The sequence below is a fragment of the Mycobacteriales bacterium genome, assembly GCA_030697205.1.
Lineage (GTDB): Bacteria > Actinomycetota > Actinomycetes > Mycobacteriales > SCTD01 > JAUYQP01.
Map to the genome: position 1 here is coordinate 81,519 of JAUYQP010000042.1, position 18,891 is coordinate 100,409.

18 protein-coding genes are annotated in these 18,891 nt (G+C 72.8%); 1 reads left to right on the plus strand and 17 read right to left on the minus strand.

Annotated elements, in window-relative coordinates:
- Positions 1-9: 9 nt before the first annotated feature.
- The 6 genes from Q8R60_13595 to truA all read right to left on the minus strand — a co-directional run bounded on the left by Q8R60_13595 (position 10) and on the right by truA (position 6,670).
- On the minus strand, positions 10-486 hold the full coding sequence (locus tag Q8R60_13595) for a GNAT family N-acetyltransferase (GenBank protein ID MDP3713503.1): 477 nt from the start codon (positions 484-486) through the stop codon (positions 10-12).
- The gene (locus Q8R60_13600; protein MDP3713504.1) at positions 476-2,095 is read right to left on the minus strand and encodes an ATP-binding cassette domain-containing protein; all 1,620 of its coding nucleotides are present in this window, start codon (positions 2,093-2,095) and stop codon (positions 476-478) included. Before Q8R60_13600 ends, Q8R60_13595 begins: the two co-directional genes overlap by 11 nt.
- 59 nt (positions 2,096-2,154) lie before the next feature.
- Entirely contained in the window at positions 2,155-3,735 is a 1,581-nt protein-coding gene (locus tag Q8R60_13605) for a molybdopterin-dependent oxidoreductase (GenBank protein ID MDP3713505.1), read from the minus strand.
- A gap of 91 nt (positions 3,736-3,826) precedes the next feature.
- A complete protein-coding gene (locus tag Q8R60_13610) occupies positions 3,827-5,293 on the minus strand; it encodes an ABC transporter substrate-binding protein (protein ID MDP3713506.1) in 1,467 nt (488 codons plus the stop codon).
- The gene (locus tag Q8R60_13615) at positions 5,290-5,700 is read right to left on the minus strand and encodes a SigE family RNA polymerase sigma factor (protein MDP3713507.1); all 411 of its coding nucleotides are present in this window, start codon (positions 5,698-5,700) and stop codon (positions 5,290-5,292) included. Before Q8R60_13615 ends, Q8R60_13610 begins: the two co-directional genes overlap by 4 nt.
- Positions 5,701-5,845: 145 nt before the next feature.
- The gene (truA, locus tag Q8R60_13620; protein ID MDP3713508.1) at positions 5,846-6,670 is read right to left on the minus strand and encodes a tRNA pseudouridine(38-40) synthase TruA; all 825 of its coding nucleotides are present in this window, start codon (positions 6,668-6,670) and stop codon (positions 5,846-5,848) included.
- A gap of 152 nt (positions 6,671-6,822) precedes the next feature.
- Here truA and Q8R60_13625 point away from each other — a divergent pair, with 152 nt between their 5' ends.
- The gene (locus Q8R60_13625; protein ID MDP3713509.1) at positions 6,823-11,100 is read left to right on the plus strand and encodes an SNF2-related protein; all 4,278 of its coding nucleotides are present in this window, start codon (positions 6,823-6,825) and stop codon (positions 11,098-11,100) included.
- Positions 11,101-11,115: 15 nt separating this feature from the next.
- Here Q8R60_13625 and Q8R60_13630 read toward each other — a convergent pair whose 3' ends face one another.
- The 11 genes from Q8R60_13630 to Q8R60_13680 all read right to left on the minus strand — a co-directional run bounded on the left by Q8R60_13630 (position 11,116) and on the right by Q8R60_13680 (position 18,691).
- Positions 11,116-11,631: a Uma2 family endonuclease gene (locus Q8R60_13630; GenBank protein ID MDP3713510.1), complete on the minus strand. Its 516-nt coding sequence runs from the start codon at positions 11,629-11,631 to the stop codon at positions 11,116-11,118.
- A 104-nt stretch (positions 11,632-11,735) separates the two neighbouring features.
- Positions 11,736-12,473, minus strand: coding sequence for a 50S ribosomal protein L17 (gene rplQ, locus Q8R60_13635; GenBank protein MDP3713511.1), 738 nt, complete (start codon positions 12,471-12,473; stop codon positions 11,736-11,738).
- A 129-nt stretch (positions 12,474-12,602) separates the two neighbouring features.
- Positions 12,603-13,655: a DNA-directed RNA polymerase subunit alpha gene (locus Q8R60_13640; GenBank protein ID MDP3713512.1), complete on the minus strand. Its 1,053-nt coding sequence runs from the start codon at positions 13,653-13,655 to the stop codon at positions 12,603-12,605.
- A 122-nt stretch (positions 13,656-13,777) separates the two neighbouring features.
- Positions 13,778-14,404 (minus strand): 30S ribosomal protein S4, encoded by a 627-nt coding sequence (gene rpsD / locus Q8R60_13645; GenBank protein ID MDP3713513.1) that lies wholly within the window; start codon positions 14,402-14,404, stop codon positions 13,778-13,780.
- A 22-nt stretch (positions 14,405-14,426) separates the two neighbouring features.
- A complete protein-coding gene (rpsK, locus tag Q8R60_13650; GenBank protein MDP3713514.1) occupies positions 14,427-14,834 on the minus strand; it encodes a 30S ribosomal protein S11 in 408 nt (135 codons plus the stop codon).
- Positions 14,835-14,891: 57 nt separating this feature from the next.
- Positions 14,892-15,269, minus strand: a complete 378-nt coding sequence (gene rpsM, locus Q8R60_13655) for a 30S ribosomal protein S13 (protein MDP3713515.1) — start codon at positions 15,267-15,269, stop codon at positions 14,892-14,894.
- Between the two features lie 159 nt (positions 15,270-15,428).
- Positions 15,429-15,545 (minus strand): 50S ribosomal protein L36, encoded by a 117-nt coding sequence (gene rpmJ / locus Q8R60_13660; protein MDP3713516.1) that lies wholly within the window; start codon positions 15,543-15,545, stop codon positions 15,429-15,431.
- Between the two features lie 14 nt (positions 15,546-15,559).
- Positions 15,560-15,781: a translation initiation factor IF-1 gene (infA, locus tag Q8R60_13665; protein MDP3713517.1), complete on the minus strand. Its 222-nt coding sequence runs from the start codon at positions 15,779-15,781 to the stop codon at positions 15,560-15,562.
- A 357-nt stretch (positions 15,782-16,138) separates the two neighbouring features.
- Entirely contained in the window at positions 16,139-16,960 is an 822-nt protein-coding gene (locus Q8R60_13670; GenBank protein ID MDP3713518.1) for a S8 family serine peptidase, read from the minus strand.
- A 7-nt stretch (positions 16,961-16,967) separates the two neighbouring features.
- Positions 16,968-17,834, minus strand: coding sequence for a GAF domain-containing protein (locus tag Q8R60_13675; GenBank protein MDP3713519.1), 867 nt, complete (start codon positions 17,832-17,834; stop codon positions 16,968-16,970).
- Complete coding sequence (locus tag Q8R60_13680; protein MDP3713520.1) at positions 17,831-18,691, minus strand: Ig-like domain-containing protein; 861 nt, start codon at positions 18,689-18,691, stop codon at positions 17,831-17,833. The genes Q8R60_13675 and Q8R60_13680 overlap by 4 nt, the downstream gene beginning before the upstream one ends.
- Positions 18,692-18,891: the final 200 nt, after the last annotated feature.

The following is an 18,891-nucleotide window of genomic DNA, read 5'->3' on the forward strand; positions in this document are numbered from 1 at the left end:
TGACGATCATCACGTCAACGACCGCACCATTGCGTGCAACGCCCGCGTCTCGTCCAGGTTGTAGGCCCGCGTCTCGCCCGTGGCGACCCACCCCAGACGGGTGTACGCCGCTGCCGCCCGTGCGTTGTCCTCGTGCACCTCGAGCCGCAGCTGTTCCGCACCCTCGCCACGCGCCCACTCGGCGACCGCGTCGAGCAGCAGCCCGACGCCTCCGCGGCCGCGCGAGCCCGGCTGCACGAAGACACCGAAGACCGTCGGCCGCCCGGCGTCGTCGACGAAGCCGCCGGCCATCCCGACCGGCCGGTCGCCGTCCCAGAGCAAGCAGTGGAAACCGGGCCTCGTGGGGGTGCCGGTCCAGCGCTCGACCGGCGACGCCAGCGCGTCGGCGTGGGTCTCGCCGTAGCCGATCGGGGTGTCCCGCAGCGCCTCGAGCCGCAGGTCGCGCCACCGCTCCCACTGGTCGGCGGCGAGCGGCTCAGCGCGCACGCACGACCCGCCCCTCGTCCCAGACCGGCTCGTCGGACTCGTAGACCTCACCGGAGGACCCGAAGACGAGGAAGCGGTCGAAGCCGCGGGCGAACCACCGGTCGTGGGTGACCGCGAGCACCGTGCCGTCGAAGGACTCGAGGCCCTCCTCGAGCGCCTCCGCGGAGGCGAGGTCGAGGTTGTCGGTCGGCTCGTCGAGCAGCAGCAGCGTGCAGCCGGACCGCTCGAGCAGCAGCACCTGGAAGCGCGCCTGCTGGCCGCCCGACAGCGTCTCGAACCGCTGGTCGGCCTGGCCGTGGAGCTCGTAGCGGCGCAGCACCCCGATGGCCGCGCCCCGCTCGAGGCCCCGGCGGGCGTCGTCGCCGCGGTGCAGCACCTCGACGAGCGACTTCCCGTGCAGCTCAGGCTGGTCGTGGGTCTGCGCGAACCACCCCGGCACGACCCGCGCGCCGAGCCGCACCCAGCCGGTGTGGGCGACCGGCTGCTCGGCGAGCAGCCGCAGGAAGTGCGACTTGCCGGAGCCGTTGGACCCCAGCACGGCCACGCGCTCGCCGTAGAACACCTCGAGGTCGAAGGGCTTCATCAGGCCGGTCAGCTCGAGCCGCTCCGCGGTGACCGCACGCACCCCGGTGCGCCCGCCCCGCAGCCGCATCGAGACCTTCTGGTCGACGACCTGTTCGGGCGGCGGACCGGCCTCGACGAACTTCTCGAAGCGGGTCTGCATCGCGTGGTAGCGCGACGCCATGTCGGGGCTGATCTTGGCCTGCTCGCGCAGCGTGATGACCAGCTTGCGCAGCCGCTCGTGCTCCTCGTCCCAGCGCTTGTGCAGCTCCTCGAGCCGCTCGCGCCGCGCGGTCCGCGCCTCGTAGTAGGTCGCGAAGCCGCCGCCGTGGACCCACGCACCGTGGGCCTCGATCGTGACGATCCGGTCGGCGACATTGGCGAGCAGCTCACGGTCGTGGCTGACGAACAGCACCGTCTTCGGTGACTCCGCGATCGCGGCCTCGAGCCAGCGCTTGCCCGGCACGTCGAGGTAGTTGTCGGGCTCGTCGAGCAGCAGCACCTGGTCCGGCCCGCGGAGCAGCGCCTCGAGGGCGAGCCGCTTCTGCTCACCCCCCGAGAGCGTGTGGAGCTTGCGGTACTGGCTCTTCTCGTAGGGCATCCCGAGCGCGGCCATCGTGCACACGTCCCAGGTGACCTCGGCGTCGTAGCCGTGCGCGTCGCCCCAGTCCGACAGCGCCGTCGCGTAGCGCATCTGCGTCTTCTCGTCGTCGTGCTCCATCATCGCGAGCTCGGCGGCCTCCAGCGCCCGCCCGGCGTCGCGGATCCCCGGCGCGGCCAGGTCCAGCAGCAGGTCGCGCACCTCGCTGTCGTCGCGGATCGAGCCGATGAACTGCCGCATCACCCCGAGCCCGCCGTCGCGCGCGACCGCGCCGTCCGCCGGCTTCAGGTCCCCCGCGATGATCCGCAGCAGCGTCGTCTTGCCCGTCCCGTTGGCCCCGACCAGCGCGGTCTTCGCGCCCTCACCGACGCGGAAGCTGACATCGCTGAACAGCACCCTGCCGTCGGGCAGGACCTGGCTCAACCGCTGGCAGTCGACGTACCCCATGCCCTCCAGTGTGGGGGCGCAGTCCACCGACTTCAGGAGTACGACGCAGGCGCGTCCAATCAGCGGGCGACGACGAGGACGCCGTGGTGGCCGGTCGCGCCGTCCGGTCGCTGGGCGCGCCTGCTCGCGTCCTGCACGACCCCGGTCCGGTCCGTGGCGCGCACCTTCAGCACGTGCTGGCCGGGCGCGAGCTCGACGGTGGCGCGCCACTGCCGCCAGGCGTCCTGCGACAGCGCGCCGCCGAGGTCGGCCTCGGTCCAGTCGCCGTCGTCGACGCTCACCTCGACCTTGACGACCCCGCGCTTCGGACCAGGCGCCCAGGCGACTCCCGCCACGACGACGCTGCCGGCCGCGACGGTCGAGCTGTCGCGGGGGACGTCGATGCGGGAGGCGAGCTTGACCGGCCCGAGCTTCGACCAGCCGCGCGGGACCCAGAAGCCGTCGAAGCCCTCCCAGGTCGTCAGCTCGATCGCCTGCAGCCACTTGGTCGCCGAGACGTAGCCGTAGAGCCCCGGCACGACGAGCCGCGCCGGGAAGCCGTTGAGCTGCGGGAGCGGCTCGCCGTTCATGCCGAGGGCCACCATCGCGGGCCGGCCGTCGAGAGCGACCTCGGTCGGGAAGCCGGCGGTGAAGTCGTCGACGGAGCGGCCGACCACCTGGCCCGCTCCGCGCTGGACGCCCGCTATCTCGAGCAGGTCCTTGAGCAGCACGCCCTGCCAGCGCGCGTTGCCGACGAGCTCGCCACCGACCTCGTTGCTGACGCACTGCATCGTGATGTCGGCCTCGAACTGCGGCATCGCCAGGAGCTCGTCGTAGGTCAGCGACAGCGGGCGGTCGACCATGCCGGTGATGCCGAGCGACCAGGTCTCGGGGTCGATGGCGGGGACGACCAGCGCGGTGTCGATGCGGTAGAAGTCGCGGTTGGGCGTGAAGAGCGGCGAGATGCCGGGAACGTCGACGGTCGAGCCGAGCACGTCACCGGGAGCGGGCCGCACCGGCGGGCGCAGGACGCGCAGCGCGCGGATCCGGTCCACGTCGACGCGGCCGTCCAGCCACTGCGCGACGGTGCCGCCGACGGTGGCGACGGCGATGACGACGCTGCTGCGCAGGATGAAGGCGCGGCGCGACCAGGTGGGCGCGGCCTCGGGTCGCGGGTCGGGTGCCCGCCAGGGCACGCGTCCCATGAGGGCGCGCAGCAGCACGATCCCCACGACGACGGTGAGCGCCGCGGCGCAGAGGCCGCCGGCGCTGGTCGTGCCGGCCTTCGCGAGCTGGGCGACCAGCGCGACGGCTCCGAGCAGCGCGACCGCGGCCTCGCCCTCCCGGGGGTGCAGGCGGGCGAGCATCCCGGCCAGCGCCGCCAGGCCGGCGATGACGACCGCGATGGTGACGAGCAGGATCGGCTTGTCGGCGGTGCCGAAGGCCTCGATCCCGCCGTCGCGCAGGGCGGGCGGCGCGAGCCGGATGACGGTGTCGCCCACGGCCACGAGCGGCGGAGCGGCGCCTGGGACGACGCGACCGGCGACCTCGCCGACCACCAGCGCCCCCAGCCCAGCGGCGATGCCGGCGAGCGCAGCGGCCCGCGCAGGGAGCGGCGGCTGTACGGCTGTCGTCGTACGCCCTGTCGTGACTGTCGTCATGCCCCACCCCCGTCCTGGTCCGCTCCCAGTGTCGGGTGCCGCTCCTGGGTGTTCGTCCCCGGAGCCGTGACGGATCGGTGACGTCGGCCGGTCAGTCCGCGAGGCAGGTGGGGCGCAGGCCCTGCGGGGCGATCCAGGCGCCGAAGGCGACGCGGGCCACCATCACGCACCGGGTCGTCGGTCCCGACAGGTCGAGCGGCGGTGCGAGGCCGCCGAGCCGCTCGCCGCGCAGGGAACGCAGGACCTCCACGAGGGCTGCCCGTGTCGCCCGCGCCCCGTCGAGCTCCGCGACCGCCCGCTCGAGCAGCAGGGCGGCGACCCACGTGCGGGCTTCGGGAGCCCCGAGGTCGAGGTCCGCACCGACGCGGTGGAACCGGGCCGCCGCGCCGTCACGGACGACGTGGGGGAAGACGCTCTGCACGGCGTACCAGCCGGCTGTCTCGGGCTCATCGGCCAGTTCCTCAGCGAGGTCGTGCTGCACCACGACCTGCTGCGGCTGGAAGTTCTGCCGCTCGAACTCCAGGGCGAACGAGGCCGCCTGCTGCCAGGCCATCTGCAGCGCGACGACGTCGGTGCCGGCGGCCTTCATCCGCTGCACCACGGGCCCGTAGTTGGTCTCGCTGATGCCCACGCGCTGCACGAAGGTCCCGCGCAGGCCGTAGGCCTCACCCCGTCCGTCCTCCACGCCCTCCTGGAGGGTGTCGCAGGCGGTGCCGTCGATACAGACCACGGCCGCGTCGCGGTCGTCCGCGCTGGCCGCCTCGCCGAGGACGGCCAGCATGCCCTCGGCCAGCTCGTCGACGAGGGCGCCTTGAGCGAAAGCGAGTCGGTTGGTCCGCCAGTCGGCAGTGCCGAGGTCGCCGCCGACCAGCGGCACGCCGTGCTCGGCCAGCAGTGTGGCGCCCGCGTCGGGCGAGAGGCGGTTGAGGACGCTGCCGACGACGGCGACGACGCCCGCGTCCACCAGCTCCTGTGCGGCCCGCCGGCGGTCGCCCTGGTCGACGGAGGCGTCGCGCACGAGGAGCTCCACCCGTCGACCGTCTACCCCGCCAGCGCGGTTGACGTCAGCGACCCACGCGCGCAGCAGCGCCACCGGGACGGCCCCGTCGCTGTCACCCGGGACCGGCCCGCTCGGCGCCCCCGGGACGTCCCCGATGAACCCGAGCCGCAGCACGGACGTGTCCCTGGCGGGTCGCGTCGCGTCGGTCGGCACCGGCGTCGGGGACGCACCGGGTGCTGTCGCGGCCGGCTGCGGCTCGTCCGTCGGGGTGGCGGTCGCGGTGGCCGTGGCCGAAGGGGTCCCGGACGCGGCCGGCTCCGCGGAGGTCGCCGTCGGGTCGGGGGACGCGGCCACCAGCCCTTGCTCGCCGGCGCCACCGCCCGAGACGAGGACCGTCGCACCCAGCACCACCGCGGCCGCGGTCACGGCCGCCGCCGCAGCACGCAGCTGCGTCCGCCGCCGCGCCCTGCCCAGCACGGCGCCCACCCGGTCACCCGGCGCGGGCGGTCCCCCGGAGGCCAGTCCCTCGAGCCGCCTGCGCAGCCAGTCCTCGCTCATGCCGGTCCCTCCACGAGCGGCGCGTCGGCCGTCTCTCCGAGCAGCTCGCGCAGCCGGGTGAGCGCCCGCGACGTGCTGCTCTTGACGGTGCCGACCGCGCAGCCCAGCACTGCGGCGGTGTCGGCCTCGGACAGGTCGTCGAAGTAGCGCAGCACCACGACCGCGCGCTGCCGGGGCGGCAGCTCGCACAGCGCGGCAGCGAGGACGGCCTGGTCGTCGACGCGCAACAGCCCGCCGTCGACCGGAGTCTCCGGCAGGACCTCGGTCGGCCGCTCGCCGTGCCACCGGCGCCGCCACCGGCGGGTCGACAGCCGCGCCATGGTGCGTCGTGCGTAGGCCTCCGCGGCCTGCGGGTCGCGCAGCGACGACCAGTGGTTCCACGTGATCGCGAGCGCCGACTGGAGCAGGTCCTCGGCCGCTCACCAGTCGCCGGTGAGCAGGTAGGCGCTGCGCTGCATGGCCTGCCCTCTCTCGTCGACGAGCAGCCGGAAGCGGTCGTGCGCGGCACTGCGCTCGTCCACGTGGCTGACCCCCTTCGGCATACAGGAGGCCCTAGGCCCCGCTGGAGGTTCCCTGCGTGCGCAGGTTCCTCGTGACGGCCTGCCGCGCGAGCAGCTCCTCGTCGGGCGGGTAGCCGACCTGCTCGAGCGACAGCCCGTGCGGGGCCGCCACCGCGATATCCTGCGCCCGGGCGCCGGTGTCGAGCAGCGCCGCCATCCACGCCGGCTCGCGCCGCCTCTCGCCGACCGCGAGGAAGCCGCCGACGAGCGAGCGCACCATCGAGTGGCAGAAGGCGTCGGCCTGCACCGTCATGACCAGCACGTCCTCGCGCCGCCACTCGAGCCCGAGGATCTCGCGGATCGTCGTCGCGCCCTCGCGCTTCTTGCAGTACGCCGCGAAGTCGTGCTCGCCGAGCAGACCGGTGGCCGCCTCCTCCATCGCGGCCAGGTCGAGCGGCCGCGGCCAGGCGAGGGTGTCGTGGCGGCGCAGCGGGTCGACCTGCTCCGGCCCGTCGCTCACCTGGTAGCGGTAGGTCCGGCTCACCGCCGAGAAGCGGGCGTCGAAGCCCGCAGGAGCATCAGAGGTACGACGCACGCGCACGTCCTCGGGGAGCAGCCCGTTGAGCCGGCGCAGCAACCGCGGGTCGTGGGCGACCGGCTCGGGGAGGTCGACGTGCGCGACCTGACCCCGGGCGTGCACGCCCGCGTCGGTGCGGCCGGCCACCTGCACCCGCGGTGCGTCGCCTCGCACCAGCACCGCGAGCGTGTCCTGGACGACGCCCTGCACGGTGCGCCGGTCGGTCTGCTGCGCCCAGCCCGCGAAGGAGGTCCCGTCGTACGCCAGGTCGATCCGCACCCTGACGAGCCCCTCGGCCACGGCGTGCTCCCGCGCCCGCTCGAGCGGTGTCGGGGCCCACGGCGCGTCCACGCTGCTCCTCGTCACGACCGCCGGTGTGCGGGTCCACCACGGTAGCGGGGGCTGTCGGGCGCCGGTCCTAGTCTGTCGCGGGAGCCCGAGGCGGAGGTCGGATGCAGGTCACGTTGCGCACGCCCTGGCCCGAGTGGTTGCTGCGCTGCACCGACGACGACCTGATCGCGGTCTGCGGGGGCGGATCGGTCGCCCGGGGCGCGCTCTACGCCAAGAAGCAGGCCGTGCGGACCCTGGTCTGCGACGACGACGCGCTCGAGGCGGTCGTGTCGGGCAGCGGCGGCCGGGCCTACGAGACGCTGGTGACCGGCGACGTCTACGACGGTGAGGTCGAGGTCGGCGGCGAGTGCAGCTGCCCCATCGGGATCGACTGCAAGCACGTCGTCGCGGTCGTGCTCACGGCCCGCCGGCTCGCCCGGGCCGCCGGTCAGGCTGCATCGCCCGCCCTGTCGGTCGTGCGCGAGTGGGAGGCCCGCCTGGCCCCGCTGCTCGGCCCTCCCGACGCCGAGCCGGAGAGCGCACCCGTCGGGCTGCAGCTCGAGCTCGTGTCCGCCACCCCGTCCCGCCACGACGCGACTGCGGGCACGCCCCGGCTCAGGCTGCGCGCGGTCGTCCCCGGCAAGAACGGTCGCTGGGTGCGGACCGGCGCCACCTGGCGCGACGTCGACAACCGCTGGAGCGGGCTCGCCGTCGGGCCGGACCAGCGCGAGGTGCTGCGGGCGTTCCTCACCACGCAGCGCAGCCGGCAGAGCTCGACCTTCTACGGCTACGGCTACGGCGACACCTCGGTCCACCTCGACGAGCTCGGACCGACCGCCTGGGCGCTGATCGACCGGGCCGTGCAGACCGGCATCGCGCTGCTCACCACGGCGGCGGACCGCAAGGTCGAGCTGGCCGCACCGGCCACCGTCGTCGTCGACGCCGGCCGTCGCGGAGGCGACCTCGCGCTGATGCCCGTCGCGCGGCTCGTCGACGGGCCCGACGTGGCGCTCGACGACCTGGTCCTCGTCGGCGCGCCCGCCCACGGCGCGTTCCGCGTCGACGCGGAGGCGTTGCTGCTGCTGCCCTTCACCGCACCGCTCGCACCGGCCGCCGACGCCCTCGCCCGGGGCGGCACGGTCACGGTGCCGGAGTCCGACGTCCCCGACTTCCTGCAGCGCTTCTACCCCGCGCTGCGACGCCGCGCCGCGCTGGTCTCGCTCGACGGCAGCGTCGAGCTGCCCGAGGTGCGCCCGCCGCACCTGGTCCTGCAGGTGGCCTTCGAGCCGGGCCACCGCACCGTGCTCGGCTGGTGCGTCGGCTACCCGAGCGGTGACCAGGTGACCCTGGTCCGCGGCGCCGACCAGACCGTCACCCGCGACCTCGTCGCCGAGCGCGCGCTCGTCGCCGGCCTGCCCGACCTGCCCGGGGTCGACCGCGACCCCTTCGGCCACGCCCGCCTCGTCGCGGAGACCGTGCTCGAGGGCATGGCGACAGCCCGCTTCGTCCGCGACACCCTGCCGCTGATCCGCGCGCTCGACGGCGTGGTCGTGGAGGTGACCGGCGAGCCCGCGAGCTACGGCGAGAGCTCCGAGCCGCCGCGGATCACGGTGTCGACGAAGGACAGCGACCAGACCGACTGGTTCGACCTGCAGGTGAGCGTGTCCGTCGCGGACGAGGACGTGCCCGTCGCCGACCTGCTCGCCGCGATCGCCCACGGCCAGGAGGAGCTGCTGCTCCCGAGCGGCACGTGGTTCGGCCTCGACCGGCCCGAGCTCGTCGCGCTGCGCCGCGTCGTCGAGGAGGCCCGAGCACTCACCGACCGCGAGTCGACCGGGCTGCGCCTCACGCCCTTCCACGCCGGCCTGTGGGAGGAGCTCGTCGGCCTCGGCGTCGTCGAGCACCAGAGCGCCCGCTGGAGCGCGACCGTCGGGGGCCTGCTCGCCCTCGAGACCCTGCCGACGCCACCGCCGCCCGCGGGGCTCCAGGCCACCCTGCGGCCCTACCAGCTGGAGGGCTACCACTGGCTCTCGCTGCTCTGGGACCACCAGCTCGGCGGGATCCTCGCCGACGACATGGGACTGGGGAAGGGACTAGCGCACGGGACTCGGGTGCTCGTCCCCGGTGGGTGGACCAAGGTCGAGGACCTGCAGCCCGGTCACCAGGTGATCGGCCGTGACGGCGCGGCGCACACGGTGACCGGGGTCTACGACAGGGGTCTGCTGCCGACCTTCCGGGTCCGCTTCAACGACGGTGCCAGCGTGGTCGTAGACGGCGAGCATCTCTGGGCCGTCCAGCACGTCCAGAACGGGCACCGTCATCCTGACGACTGGACGGTCGTCGAGACGCAGGCCCTGGCGACCGACCTCGTCGACGGCGCGGGCAACCGGAAGTGGCGCATCCCGGTCGTCGCGCCGGTGCAGCACCCGCACGCAGAGCTGCCGCTGGACCCGTACCTGCTGGGCGTGCTTCTCGGCGACGGCTGCCTCCGGCAGAGCACGCCGATGGTGTCCACCGCAGACGTGGAGCTGCTCGACCTCCTCCAGCCCCTACTGCCCGCACCCGTACGCCCCGTTCACGCGAGCGCCTACGACTACCGCTTGAGCGGGTGCGGACCTGACCACCGCAATCCGCTGACCTCAGCGCTGCGGGACCTCGGGCTGTGGGGACTCGGGAGCCACCACAAGTTCGTCCCTGACACCTACCTGCATGCTGCTGCCGACCAGCGACTCGCCCTGCTTCAGGGCCTCATGGACACCGACGGGTCGGCCGGACCCAACAGCACCAACGAGTTCGGCAGCGTGAGCCAGGACCTCGCCGACGCCGTCGCGCACCTGACCGAGTCCCTCGGCGGCATCGTCCGACGCGGGAGCCGGGTCCTCCCGGACGGATCGCACGCCTACCGGGTCAACGTGAAGCTGACGATCTGCCCGTTCCGCCTTCCCCGCAAGGCCGCTCGATGGGTGGCTCCGACGAAGTACCCACCGGGACGCATCATCAGCGCGATCGAACCCGCGGGCCCCGCACCGGTGACCTGCATCGCCGTCGACGCCCCTGACAAGCTGTTCGTGACTGAGCACCACATCGTCACGCACAACACCGTCCAGGCGCTGGCGATGACCCTGCGGGCGCAGGAGCAGGGCACCGTCGGTGGCACGGCAGGGCCGCTGCTGGTCGTGGCGCCGACCAGCGTCGTGGCGACGTGGGCCCGTGAGGCCGCGCGCTTCGCCCCGTCCCTGACGGTCGTCGCCGTGACCGAGACCGCGGCGCGCAGCGGCCTCGAGCTCGCCGACCTGGTCGGTGACGCCGACGTCGTGATCACGTCGTACGCCTTGTTCCGCATCGACGAGGACGCCTATCAGGGCCTCACCTGGTCGGGGCTGGTGCTCGACGAGGCCCAGTTCGTGAAGAACCACCAGGCCAAGACCTACCAGTGCGCGCGGCGGCTGCGCGCGCCCTTCAAGCTCGCCATCACCGGCACGCCGCTCGAGAACTCCCTCATGGACCTGTGGTCGATGCTCTCGATCACGGCACCGGGCCTGTTCCCCAACCCGCAGCGCTTCACCGAACTCTACCGCCGGCCGATCGAGAGCGGTTCCTCGCCCGAGGTGCTCGCCGCGCTGCGCAGGCGGATCCGCCCCCTGATGCTGCGTCGCACCAAGGACCAGGTCGCGGTCGACCTACCTCCGAGGGTCGAGCAGGTCCTGCCGGTCGAGCTCAACCCCGCGCACCGCAAGGTCTACGACAAGCACCTCGCCCGCGAGCGGCAGCGCGTCCTCGGGCTGCTCGACGACCTGCAGCGCAACCGGATCGCGATCCTGCGCTCGCTCACGGTGCTGCGCCAGCTCGCCCTCGACGCGTCGCTGGTCGACGACGCGCACGCCGGCAAGGTCCGGTCGAGCAAGATCGACGTGCTGCTGGAGCAGCTACAGGAGGTCGTCGCCGAGGGCCACCGGGTGCTGGTCTTCAGCCAGTTCACCGGCTTCCTCGGGCTGGTCAAGGCCCGCCTCGACGCCGAGGGCATCGGCTACTGCTACCTCGACGGCCGCACCCGCAACCGGCCGGCCCGGATCGCGGAGTTCACCGAGGGCACCGCACCGGTGTTCCTCATCAGCCTCAAGGCCGGCGGGGTGGGCCTGACGCTCACCGAGGCCGACTACGTCTTCGTCCTCGACCCCTGGTGGAACCCCGCTGCGGAGGCCCAGGCCGTCGACCGTGCTCACCGCATCGGGCAGTCCAAGACCGTGATGGTCTACCGCCTGGTCGCGACCGACACCATCGAGGAGAAGGTGGTCGCGCTGCAGCAGCGCAAGCGCGACCTGTTCGCGCAGGTCGTCGACGACGACGCGATGACCGGCTCGGCGATGACCGCCGACGACATCCGCGGCCTGTTCACCTGACGAGCCACCGCGCGGTCACGGCCAGGTGATCTCGGCCTCGAGGTCGGCCATCGCGAGGTCGAGGACGCTGCTGCGGTCGGTGAGCACTGCCTGACCCGATCGCAGGTCGTAGCACCGGACCCAGCGCTCCTGCGGGTCGGCGACCACGACGTCGTGGATGCCCCTGCCGGCGTAGAACGGGAGCTTGGCCAAGGTCTCGTCGTCCGGGCTGAGCACCTCGACGACGAGCAGCGCGGTCGGGACGTAGACGGTGTGCGGCGCGGTCGCGCACAGCACGCCGTCCGGGACCCGGAAGTTCGTGGGGCTACCGATGTTGCACCCGCTGAGAGCGGCGAGTCCACGTCGTTTGGCGCGACCGGTCAGGGCGAACAGGATCTCGGCCTGCACGAGGCCGTGGTGGCTGTGCGCGTAGGGAGCCACGTGGTAGGCCCCCTCCCACACCTCGTCGTAGGTGTCCTGCCCGAGCGCGCGGCGCCGCTCCAAGAAGGCCTGGAGCTCCGGGGGTCGCTCTCCCAGGATCACGGTGCGCATGCGGCCAGTCTGACCGACGTCATCGCTGCGGCCAAGGGCCGACTGTGGACAAGCGTCGAGCCCGCCACCCCGGGTGGGGTGACGGGCTCGACGGACGTGCAGGACTACTTGGTGTCGCCCTCGGTGCTGTCCTCGGTGGCGTCGCCCTCGGCGAGCAGGTCGCCCTGGACCGGCTCCTCGGCAGCAGCAGCCTCGGGAGCAGCCTCCTCGGGCGCAGCCTCCTCGGGAGCAGTCTCCTCGGGGGCGGTCTCCTCGACCGGCTCCGCGGCGGGGGCCTCGGTGACCTCGGCGTCGACAGCGGCGCCGGCCTCGGCAGCCTCGTCACGCGCAGCGGCGTCAGCCTCGGCGGCGACGGCGGCGGCGGTCGGGGACTCGGCCTTCAGGTCCTCGGCAGCCTCGAGCGTCGCGCCGGTCGGGGCCTTCTTCGGGGCGGTCTTGGTGCCACGGGCGCGCTCGGCCTCGCCGACGGCCTGCTGGGCCACCGTGAGGGCCTCGACGAGCTCGATGATCGCCATCGGCGCGTTGTCGCCCTTGCGGTTGCCGACCTTGAGGATGCGGGTGTAGCCACCCGGGCGGTTCTCGTAGCGCGGGCCGATCGTCTCGAACAGCTCGTGCACGACCGACTTGTCGCGCACGACCTTGAGGACCTGGCGACGGGCGTGCAGGTCACCGCGCTTGCCGAAGGTGATGAGCTTCTCGACGTAGGGGCGCAGGCGCTTGGCCTTGGCCTCGGTCGTGGTGATCCGGCCGTGCTCGAGCAGCGCGGTCGCGAGGTTGGCGAGCATGAGGCGCTCGTGCGCCGGGCTGCCGCCCATGCGCGGACCCTTGGTGGGCGTAGGCATGTCGTTCCTTCCAGGTGCGGGACCGTGTTCGGTCCGTGGGGGCGCCGCCGCGGGTGCGGGGGCCCTGCCTGCCACCGGTACGACGCAAGGACGGGCCTTGCGTCGTACCGGGCCGTGCTGTGGTTCCTGCTAGAGCTGCTCGTCCTCGGCGAACGACTGGTCGTCGTCGGCCGGGTCGGAGAAGCTCGGGTTGCCGAACTCGTCGGTGCCGTACTGGTTGACGATCTGGCTCGGGTCGAACCCGGGCGGGCTGTCCTTGAGGGCGAGGCCCATCTGGTGCAGCTTGACCTTGACCTCGTCGATCGACTTCGCACCGAAGTTGCGGATGTCGAGCAGGTCGGCCTCCGAGCGCGAGACGAGCTCGCCCACGGTGTGGATGCCCTCGCGCTTGAGGCAGTTGTAGGAGCGGACGGTGAGGTCCATCTCCTCGATCGGCAGCGCGAGGTCGGCCGCGAGAGCGGCGTCGGTCGGCGACGGGCCGATGTCGATGCCCTCGGCCTCGGCGTTGAGCTCCTGCGCGAGACCGAACAGGCCCACGAGGGTCTTGCCGGCCGACGCGATCGCGTCGCGCGGGGTGATCGACGGCTTGGTCTCGACGTCGATGACGAGGCGGTCGAAGTCGGTGCGCTGCTCGACGCGGGTGGCCTCGACCTTGTAGGTCACCTTGAGGACCGGCGAGTAGATGGAGTCGACCGGGATGCGGCCGATCTCCTGGCCGACCTGCTTGTTCTGCACGGCGGAGACGTAGCCGCGACCGCGCTCGACGGTCAGCTCGATCTCCAGGCGGCCCTTGCCGTTGAGGGTCGCGATGTGCAGGTCGGGGCTGTGGATCTCGACGCCCGCGGGGGGCGCGATGTCCGCGGCGGTGACCGGGCCGGGGCCCTGCTTTCGCAGGTACATCACGACCGGCTCGTCGGACTCCGAGGAGACCACGAGCTCCTTGAGGTTGAGGATGAGGTCGGTGACGTCTTCCTTCACCCCCGGGACGGTGGTGAACTCGTGCAGGACGCCGTCGATGCGGATGCTCGTGACCGAGGCACCGGGGATCGACGACAGCAGCGTGCGGCGGATCGAGTTGCCGAGGGTGTAGCCGAAACCGGGCTCGAGCGGCTCGAGGATGAAGCGGGAGCGGTACTCGCTGACCGGCTCCTCGGTGAGGGTGGGGCGCTGTGCGATGAGCACGAAGAGTCCTTCCGGGACCTGTCCGCGGCGTCCGCCATATGACGTCGCGTCTGCGCGCGGATGACGGGTCCGCGCGGTCTTTCGCCCGGCCGGGGCGTCCGTCTGCCCCGGCCGGGATGGTGCTACTTGCTGTAGAGCTCGACGATCAGCTGCTCCTGGACCGGGGTGTCGATCACCTGGCGGGCCGGGAGGTTGTGCACGAGGACGCGCATCTGCGAGGAGATGACCTCCATCCACGCCGGCGGCTGCCGGTCGCCGTGGGTCTCGCGGGCGATGACGTAGGGCGTCAGCTCGCGGCTCTTCGGGCGGATCTCGACGATGTCGCTCGCGGTGACGCGGTACGACGGGATGTCGACCTTCTTGCCGTTGACCAGGACGTGTCCGTGGCGCACGGCCTGCCGGGCGTGGTCGCGAGAGGTCGCGAAGCCGGCGCGGTAGACGACGTTGTCGAGGCGGCTCTCGAGGATGACGAGCAGGTTCTCACCGGTCTTGCCGGTCTTCTTGTTCGCCTCCTCGTAGTAGCCGCGGAACTGCTTCTCGAGCACGCCGTAGATGCGCGCGCACTTCTGCTTCTCGCGCATCTGCAGGAGGTACTCGGAGTCCTTGGTGCGACCGCGGCCGTGCTCACCCGGGGGGTAGGGACGGATCTCGATCGGGCACTTCGGGGACTCGCACTTGCTGCCCTTGAGGAACAGCTTCATCTTCTCGCGACGGCAGCGGCGGCAGTCGGCACCCGTATAGCGGGCCATATCTGTGTGTCTCTCTTCCGGGTCAGACGCGACGGCGCTTGGACGGACGGCAACCGTTGTGCGGCACCGGGGTGACATCGCTGATCGAGCCGACCTCGAGGCCGGTCGCCTGCAGCGAGCGGATCGCCGTCTCGCGGCCCGAACCCGGGCCCTTCACGAACACGTCGACCTTCTTCATGCCGTGCTCCTGCGCCTTGCGGGCGCAGTTCTCCGCGGCCATCTGAGCGGCGAACGGCGTGGACTTGCGCGAGCCCTTGAAGCCGACGTGGCCGGCGGAGGCCCAGGCGATCACGTTGCCCTGCGGGTCGGTGATCGAGACGATCGTGTTGTTGAACGTCGACTTGATGTGCGCCTGGCCGTGCGCGACGTTCTTCTTCTCCTTGCGGCGGACCTTCTTCACGCCGGCGCCGGTGCGGGTCTTGGGAGGCATGTCAGCTCTTCTTCTCGAGGTGGTCGGTGACGTCTGCCGTGACGGGGCGGGTAGTCACTACTTCTTCGGCTTCTTCTTGCCGGCGACGGTCTTCTTCGGGCCCTTGCGGGTGCGCGCGTTGGTGTGCGTGCGCTGCCCGTGGACCGGCAGGCCGCGGCGGTGACGGATGCCCTGGTAGCAGCCGATCTCGATCTTGCGGCGGATGTCCTGGGCGACCTCGCGGCGCAGGTCTCCCTCGACCTTGTAGTTGGCGTCGATCCAGTCGCGCAGCTTGACGAGGTCGTCGTCGCCGAGGTCCTTGACGCGGACGTCCGGCGAGACGCCGGTCTCGGCGAGCGTCTGCTGCGCGCGGGTACGGCCGATGCCGTAGATGTAGGTGAGCGCGATCTCCAACCGCTTCTCGCGGGGGAGGTCGACGCCAGCAAGGCGTGCCATGTGCGGGCTATCTCCTTCTGCATGCGGAGGTCGTGTGCGCGATCCCTGCCCCCTCCTGCCCAGGAGGGGCCCCGGCCTCCGACCGGGGGTGTCCGCTGCGAGCAGCGGGTGGGTGCGCCTCGTGCTTGTGTGGTGCGGGTGGTGCGTTGAGCTGGCTGACTAGCCCTGGCGCTGCTTGTGGCGGGCGCTGGACGAGCAGATGACCATCACGCGACGGTTGCGCCGGATGACGCGGCACTTGTCGCAGATGGGCTTGACGCTCGGCTTGACCTTCACGGGAACTCGTTCCTCTACTTGTAGCGGTAGACGATGCGACCGCGGGTGAGGTCGTAGGGCGAGAGCTCCACGACCACGCGGTCCTCGGGGAGGATGCGGATGTAGTGCTGCCGCATCTTGCCGCTGATGTGGGCCAGGACCTTGTGGCCGTTCTGCAGCTCCACGCGGAACATCGCGTTGGGGAGCGGCTCGACGACTCGGCCCTCGATCTCGATGGCCCCGTCCTTCTTCGGCATGTCCTCCACGATCCGTCGGCTTGGTGGTGCAGATTGGTGGTGCGGGTGGAGCTGCCCGGGAGCATGGTCCGCAGCCCGGTGGGCATGCGGACACGGCGGAGCGCAGTCCGAACGGGAAGTCTACGTCGGAACCGCGCTGCGGTCCAACTCCCCCTGCGCTCGCCCGGCGCGGATGCCGTGTGACCTCGCTCTCACCGGCGCTCCCTCACCCCCTCCCCACCCCTCCGCACCCGGACCCTCGCCCGGACACCACCCCGAACCCACCCCGGACGATCTTCGCCTCCTTGCGGCGGGCTGAGCGTGACCGCCCGCAACACGGCGAAGATCACTATGCAGGAGGGGCGGGGTGGGGGCGGGTCAGAGGGTGGCGTTGTCGGCGAGGGCGTGCAGGACGGTCTTGACCTGGAACGGCGTGAGCTCGGGGTGGTTGCCGAGCAGTCGCGCCACCAGCCCGGTGATGTGCGGTGCGGCGAAGGAGTTGCCGGTCGCGACCAGCCGGGAACCGCCCCGCCAGGCGACCTCGACGTCGATGCCGGGCGCGCCGAACTCGACCGGCGGGTCGGGGTTGTAGTCGAACCGCTCCGGGTCGCGGCGGGGGTGGGAGGCGACGGACAGGACCGCGGCGTACTGGGAGGGGTACGACGCCACCGGTGCGTTGTTGACCGCGCAGACGAGGGCGACCCCGCGGAAGTAGGCCTCGTCGGCGAGGTCGTGGAACAGCCCGTGGTACTCCTCCTTCCCCGTCGACAGCGACAGGTTGACCACGCGCATGCCGTGCTCGACCGCCCAGCGCAACCCCGCGGCGAAGACCGGACCGCGGCCGGTGAGTCGGTCACCCAGCACCCGCACGCTGTGCAGCCGGCAGTCCGGCGCCAGGGACCTGACCACGCCCGCGACCGCGGTCCCGTGCCCGAACAGGTCCTCGTGCGGGCCCTCCTCGACCCGGACGAGGTCGGGCGCCGAGGCGTCGAAGGACAGCGCGACCGAGGAGGCGAGCCCGCCGATGTCGGGGTGGTCGGCCTCGACGCCGCTGTCGATGACCGCGACGTCCACGCCGGCTCCGGTGGAGGACCCGAAGGCCCACTCCCGGGTGATCCTCGCGACCAGTGGCAGGGGGGTGACCGGTCGCAGTCGCCCGGGTTCGAACTGCTCCGACCAGGCGGGCCGGAGAGCTGTCACGGACGCGTCACGGTGGGGCCGTCCCCGGGTAGCCCGGGCGCCCCCGCCCCGTGCGGCCCGCGAGCCGCCCTGCCTGCTGCCGTGCCTGCCGTTGCCCTGCTGTGGCCACGAACTCGCGGACGACCCGCACCGCGAGCCGGCGCTGCTCCGCGTCGAGCCTGCCCAGCTCGCCGAACAGCGCCGCGAGCTCGAGCAGGTCGCTCTCGGGCGGGTGGACGCGGGCGGCCGCGGCGTCGAGCACCTCGGACAGCTCGGCGTCGAGCGCGGCCGAGACCGCGAGCGCCCGCACCAGGCGTCGTCCGAAGTCGTCGAAGGCCCGCGCGCCCTCCAGAGCCAGCGCCGCCTGGTCCGCGACGAGGCCGAGCAGCTCCATGTCGGCCGAGGCCTCCGGTCGGTCCTCGCTGCGGTCCAGGACCTCCAGCACCCCGAGCAGCCGGTCCGAGGTCGCGATGGGTGCCGCGAGGATGCTCCTCGGCGTGTAGCCGCTGCCGTCGTCGACCGGGCCGCTCCACCGCGGGTCGGAGCGCAGGTCGGACACGACGAGCGGCTGCCCGGACATCGCGACCCACCCGGCGATGCCGTGCCCCGACGGCACGCGCAATCCCTTCACGGCCTCGGCGCCAGCGCCCACGACGGTGGTGAAGACGAGCTCGGAGTCGTCCTCGGTGAGCAGGGCCAGCGAGCAGGCGGCCGCGCCGAACATCCGCATCGCGGTCGCCGTGACGGCCTCGACGAGGTCGTCGTAGCCGCCCGGAGAGAGCACCGGGCCGAGGTCGCCCGCCAGCGCGGCCAGCCGGTCGAGCAGCGAACCCAGAGCCGGCTCACCGGTCGGGTCGACGGCCGAGCCGTCGGGGCCGCCGGGGTTGTCGGTCATGACACGGTCGCGCAGGCAGCGTGCTCGGCGTCGCCGGCGTAGTCGACCCGCCACGCCTCACCGCCGAGGGCCGGGAGCCGCACCCGGGCGACGCCGTCGAGCAGCGCGACCCGCAGCGAGGACGAGGACGAGGAGAGCACGACCTCTCCGCTCGCTGTCGGCAGCGGCAGGGCGGTCACGGCGTCCACGACCGTGACGGTCACGCCGAGTTCCTGCCCGATCACGACCCGCTCGAGTGCCAGCCGGGTCTGCACCGCCGCGACGGCGACGGCCTGCGGGATAGGGGTCGAACGCGACGCGGCGTGGGAGCCATCACCGGAGTACGCCGCGACGATGCGGTGGACACCCGTGCCGAGCGCCGCGACCGGAAGGACTGCGGCACCGTCCGCGCCGAGCCGCGCAGAGCCGAGCTCACGGCCGCCGTCGAGGAACAGCACCGTGCCGGACGGAGCCCGGCTCTCCTCGCTGCTGCTGACCCGGGCGGTGAGCACGACCGTCTCCCCGGACGGGACCGGACCACGGCTGCCCGCGAGCGTGACGAGCGTCGGGTGCGCCTCGACCCGCAGCACCCGCGCGCAGGAGCTCGGAGCGCAGCGGGCGTCCCCGGAGTAGGCGACGCGCAGGACGTGCTCGCCGAGCGGCAACACCACGGTGAGCATCGCGCGGCCGCCGGGGTCGAGCTCACCCTCGGCCAGCACCGCGCCGTGCTCCTGCGGGCTGTCGAGCTGGACGCGCACGGTCCCGGTGACGGGTTCCTGGGCGGTGACGTCGACGACGAGCAGCGCGGACGACCCGGCGAGCAGCCGGCTGGGCGCGCTGACCCCCGTGGAGCTGGCCTGGCGGGTGTCGGTGAGCACGGACCCTCCTGTGACGGGGGGCCGTGGGTGGGATGCGAGCAGGGCGGGCGATAACCGGACAGCGTCGTCCAGGAGGTGGGCGCGCACGTCGTCGGTGCTCTCACCGTCGCCGGCGCTCATCCACTCCCCCTCGTCTTGCGCCGACTCGGGACGGCACCCCCTGAGGCTGCCGCCTCGGGCCCAGGGGCGCAACGGCTCTG

Coding starts and splice junctions, on each gene's coding strand:
- Q8R60_13600 (MDP3713504.1), bottom strand. CDS start 2,095: ATGGGGTACGTCGACTGCCAGCGGTTGAGCCAGGTCCTGCCCGACGGC.
- Q8R60_13605 (MDP3713505.1), bottom strand. CDS start 3,735: ATGACGACAGTCACGACAGGGCGTACGACGACAGCCGTACAGCCGCCG.
- Q8R60_13610 (MDP3713506.1), bottom strand. CDS start 5,293: ATGAGCGAGGACTGGCTGCGCAGGCGGCTCGAGGGACTGGCCTCCGGG.
- Q8R60_13625 (MDP3713509.1), top strand. CDS start 6,823: ATGCAGGTCACGTTGCGCACGCCCTGGCCCGAGTGGTTGCTGCGCTGC.
- Q8R60_13630 (MDP3713510.1), bottom strand. CDS start 11,631: ATGCGCACCGTGATCCTGGGAGAGCGACCCCCGGAGCTCCAGGCCTTC.
- rplQ (MDP3713511.1), bottom strand. CDS start 12,473: ATGCCTACGCCCACCAAGGGTCCGCGCATGGGCGGCAGCCCGGCGCAC.
- rpsD (MDP3713513.1), bottom strand. CDS start 14,404: ATGGCCCGCTATACGGGTGCCGACTGCCGCCGCTGCCGTCGCGAGAAG.
- rpsK (MDP3713514.1), bottom strand. CDS start 14,834: ATGCCTCCCAAGACCCGCACCGGCGCCGGCGTGAAGAAGGTCCGCCGC.
- rpsM (MDP3713515.1), bottom strand. CDS start 15,269: ATGGCACGCCTTGCTGGCGTCGACCTCCCCCGCGAGAAGCGGTTGGAG.
- infA (MDP3713517.1), bottom strand. CDS start 15,781: ATGCCGAAGAAGGACGGGGCCATCGAGATCGAGGGCCGAGTCGTCGAG.
- Q8R60_13675 (MDP3713519.1), bottom strand. CDS start 17,834: ATGACCGACAACCCCGGCGGCCCCGACGGCTCGGCCGTCGACCCGACC.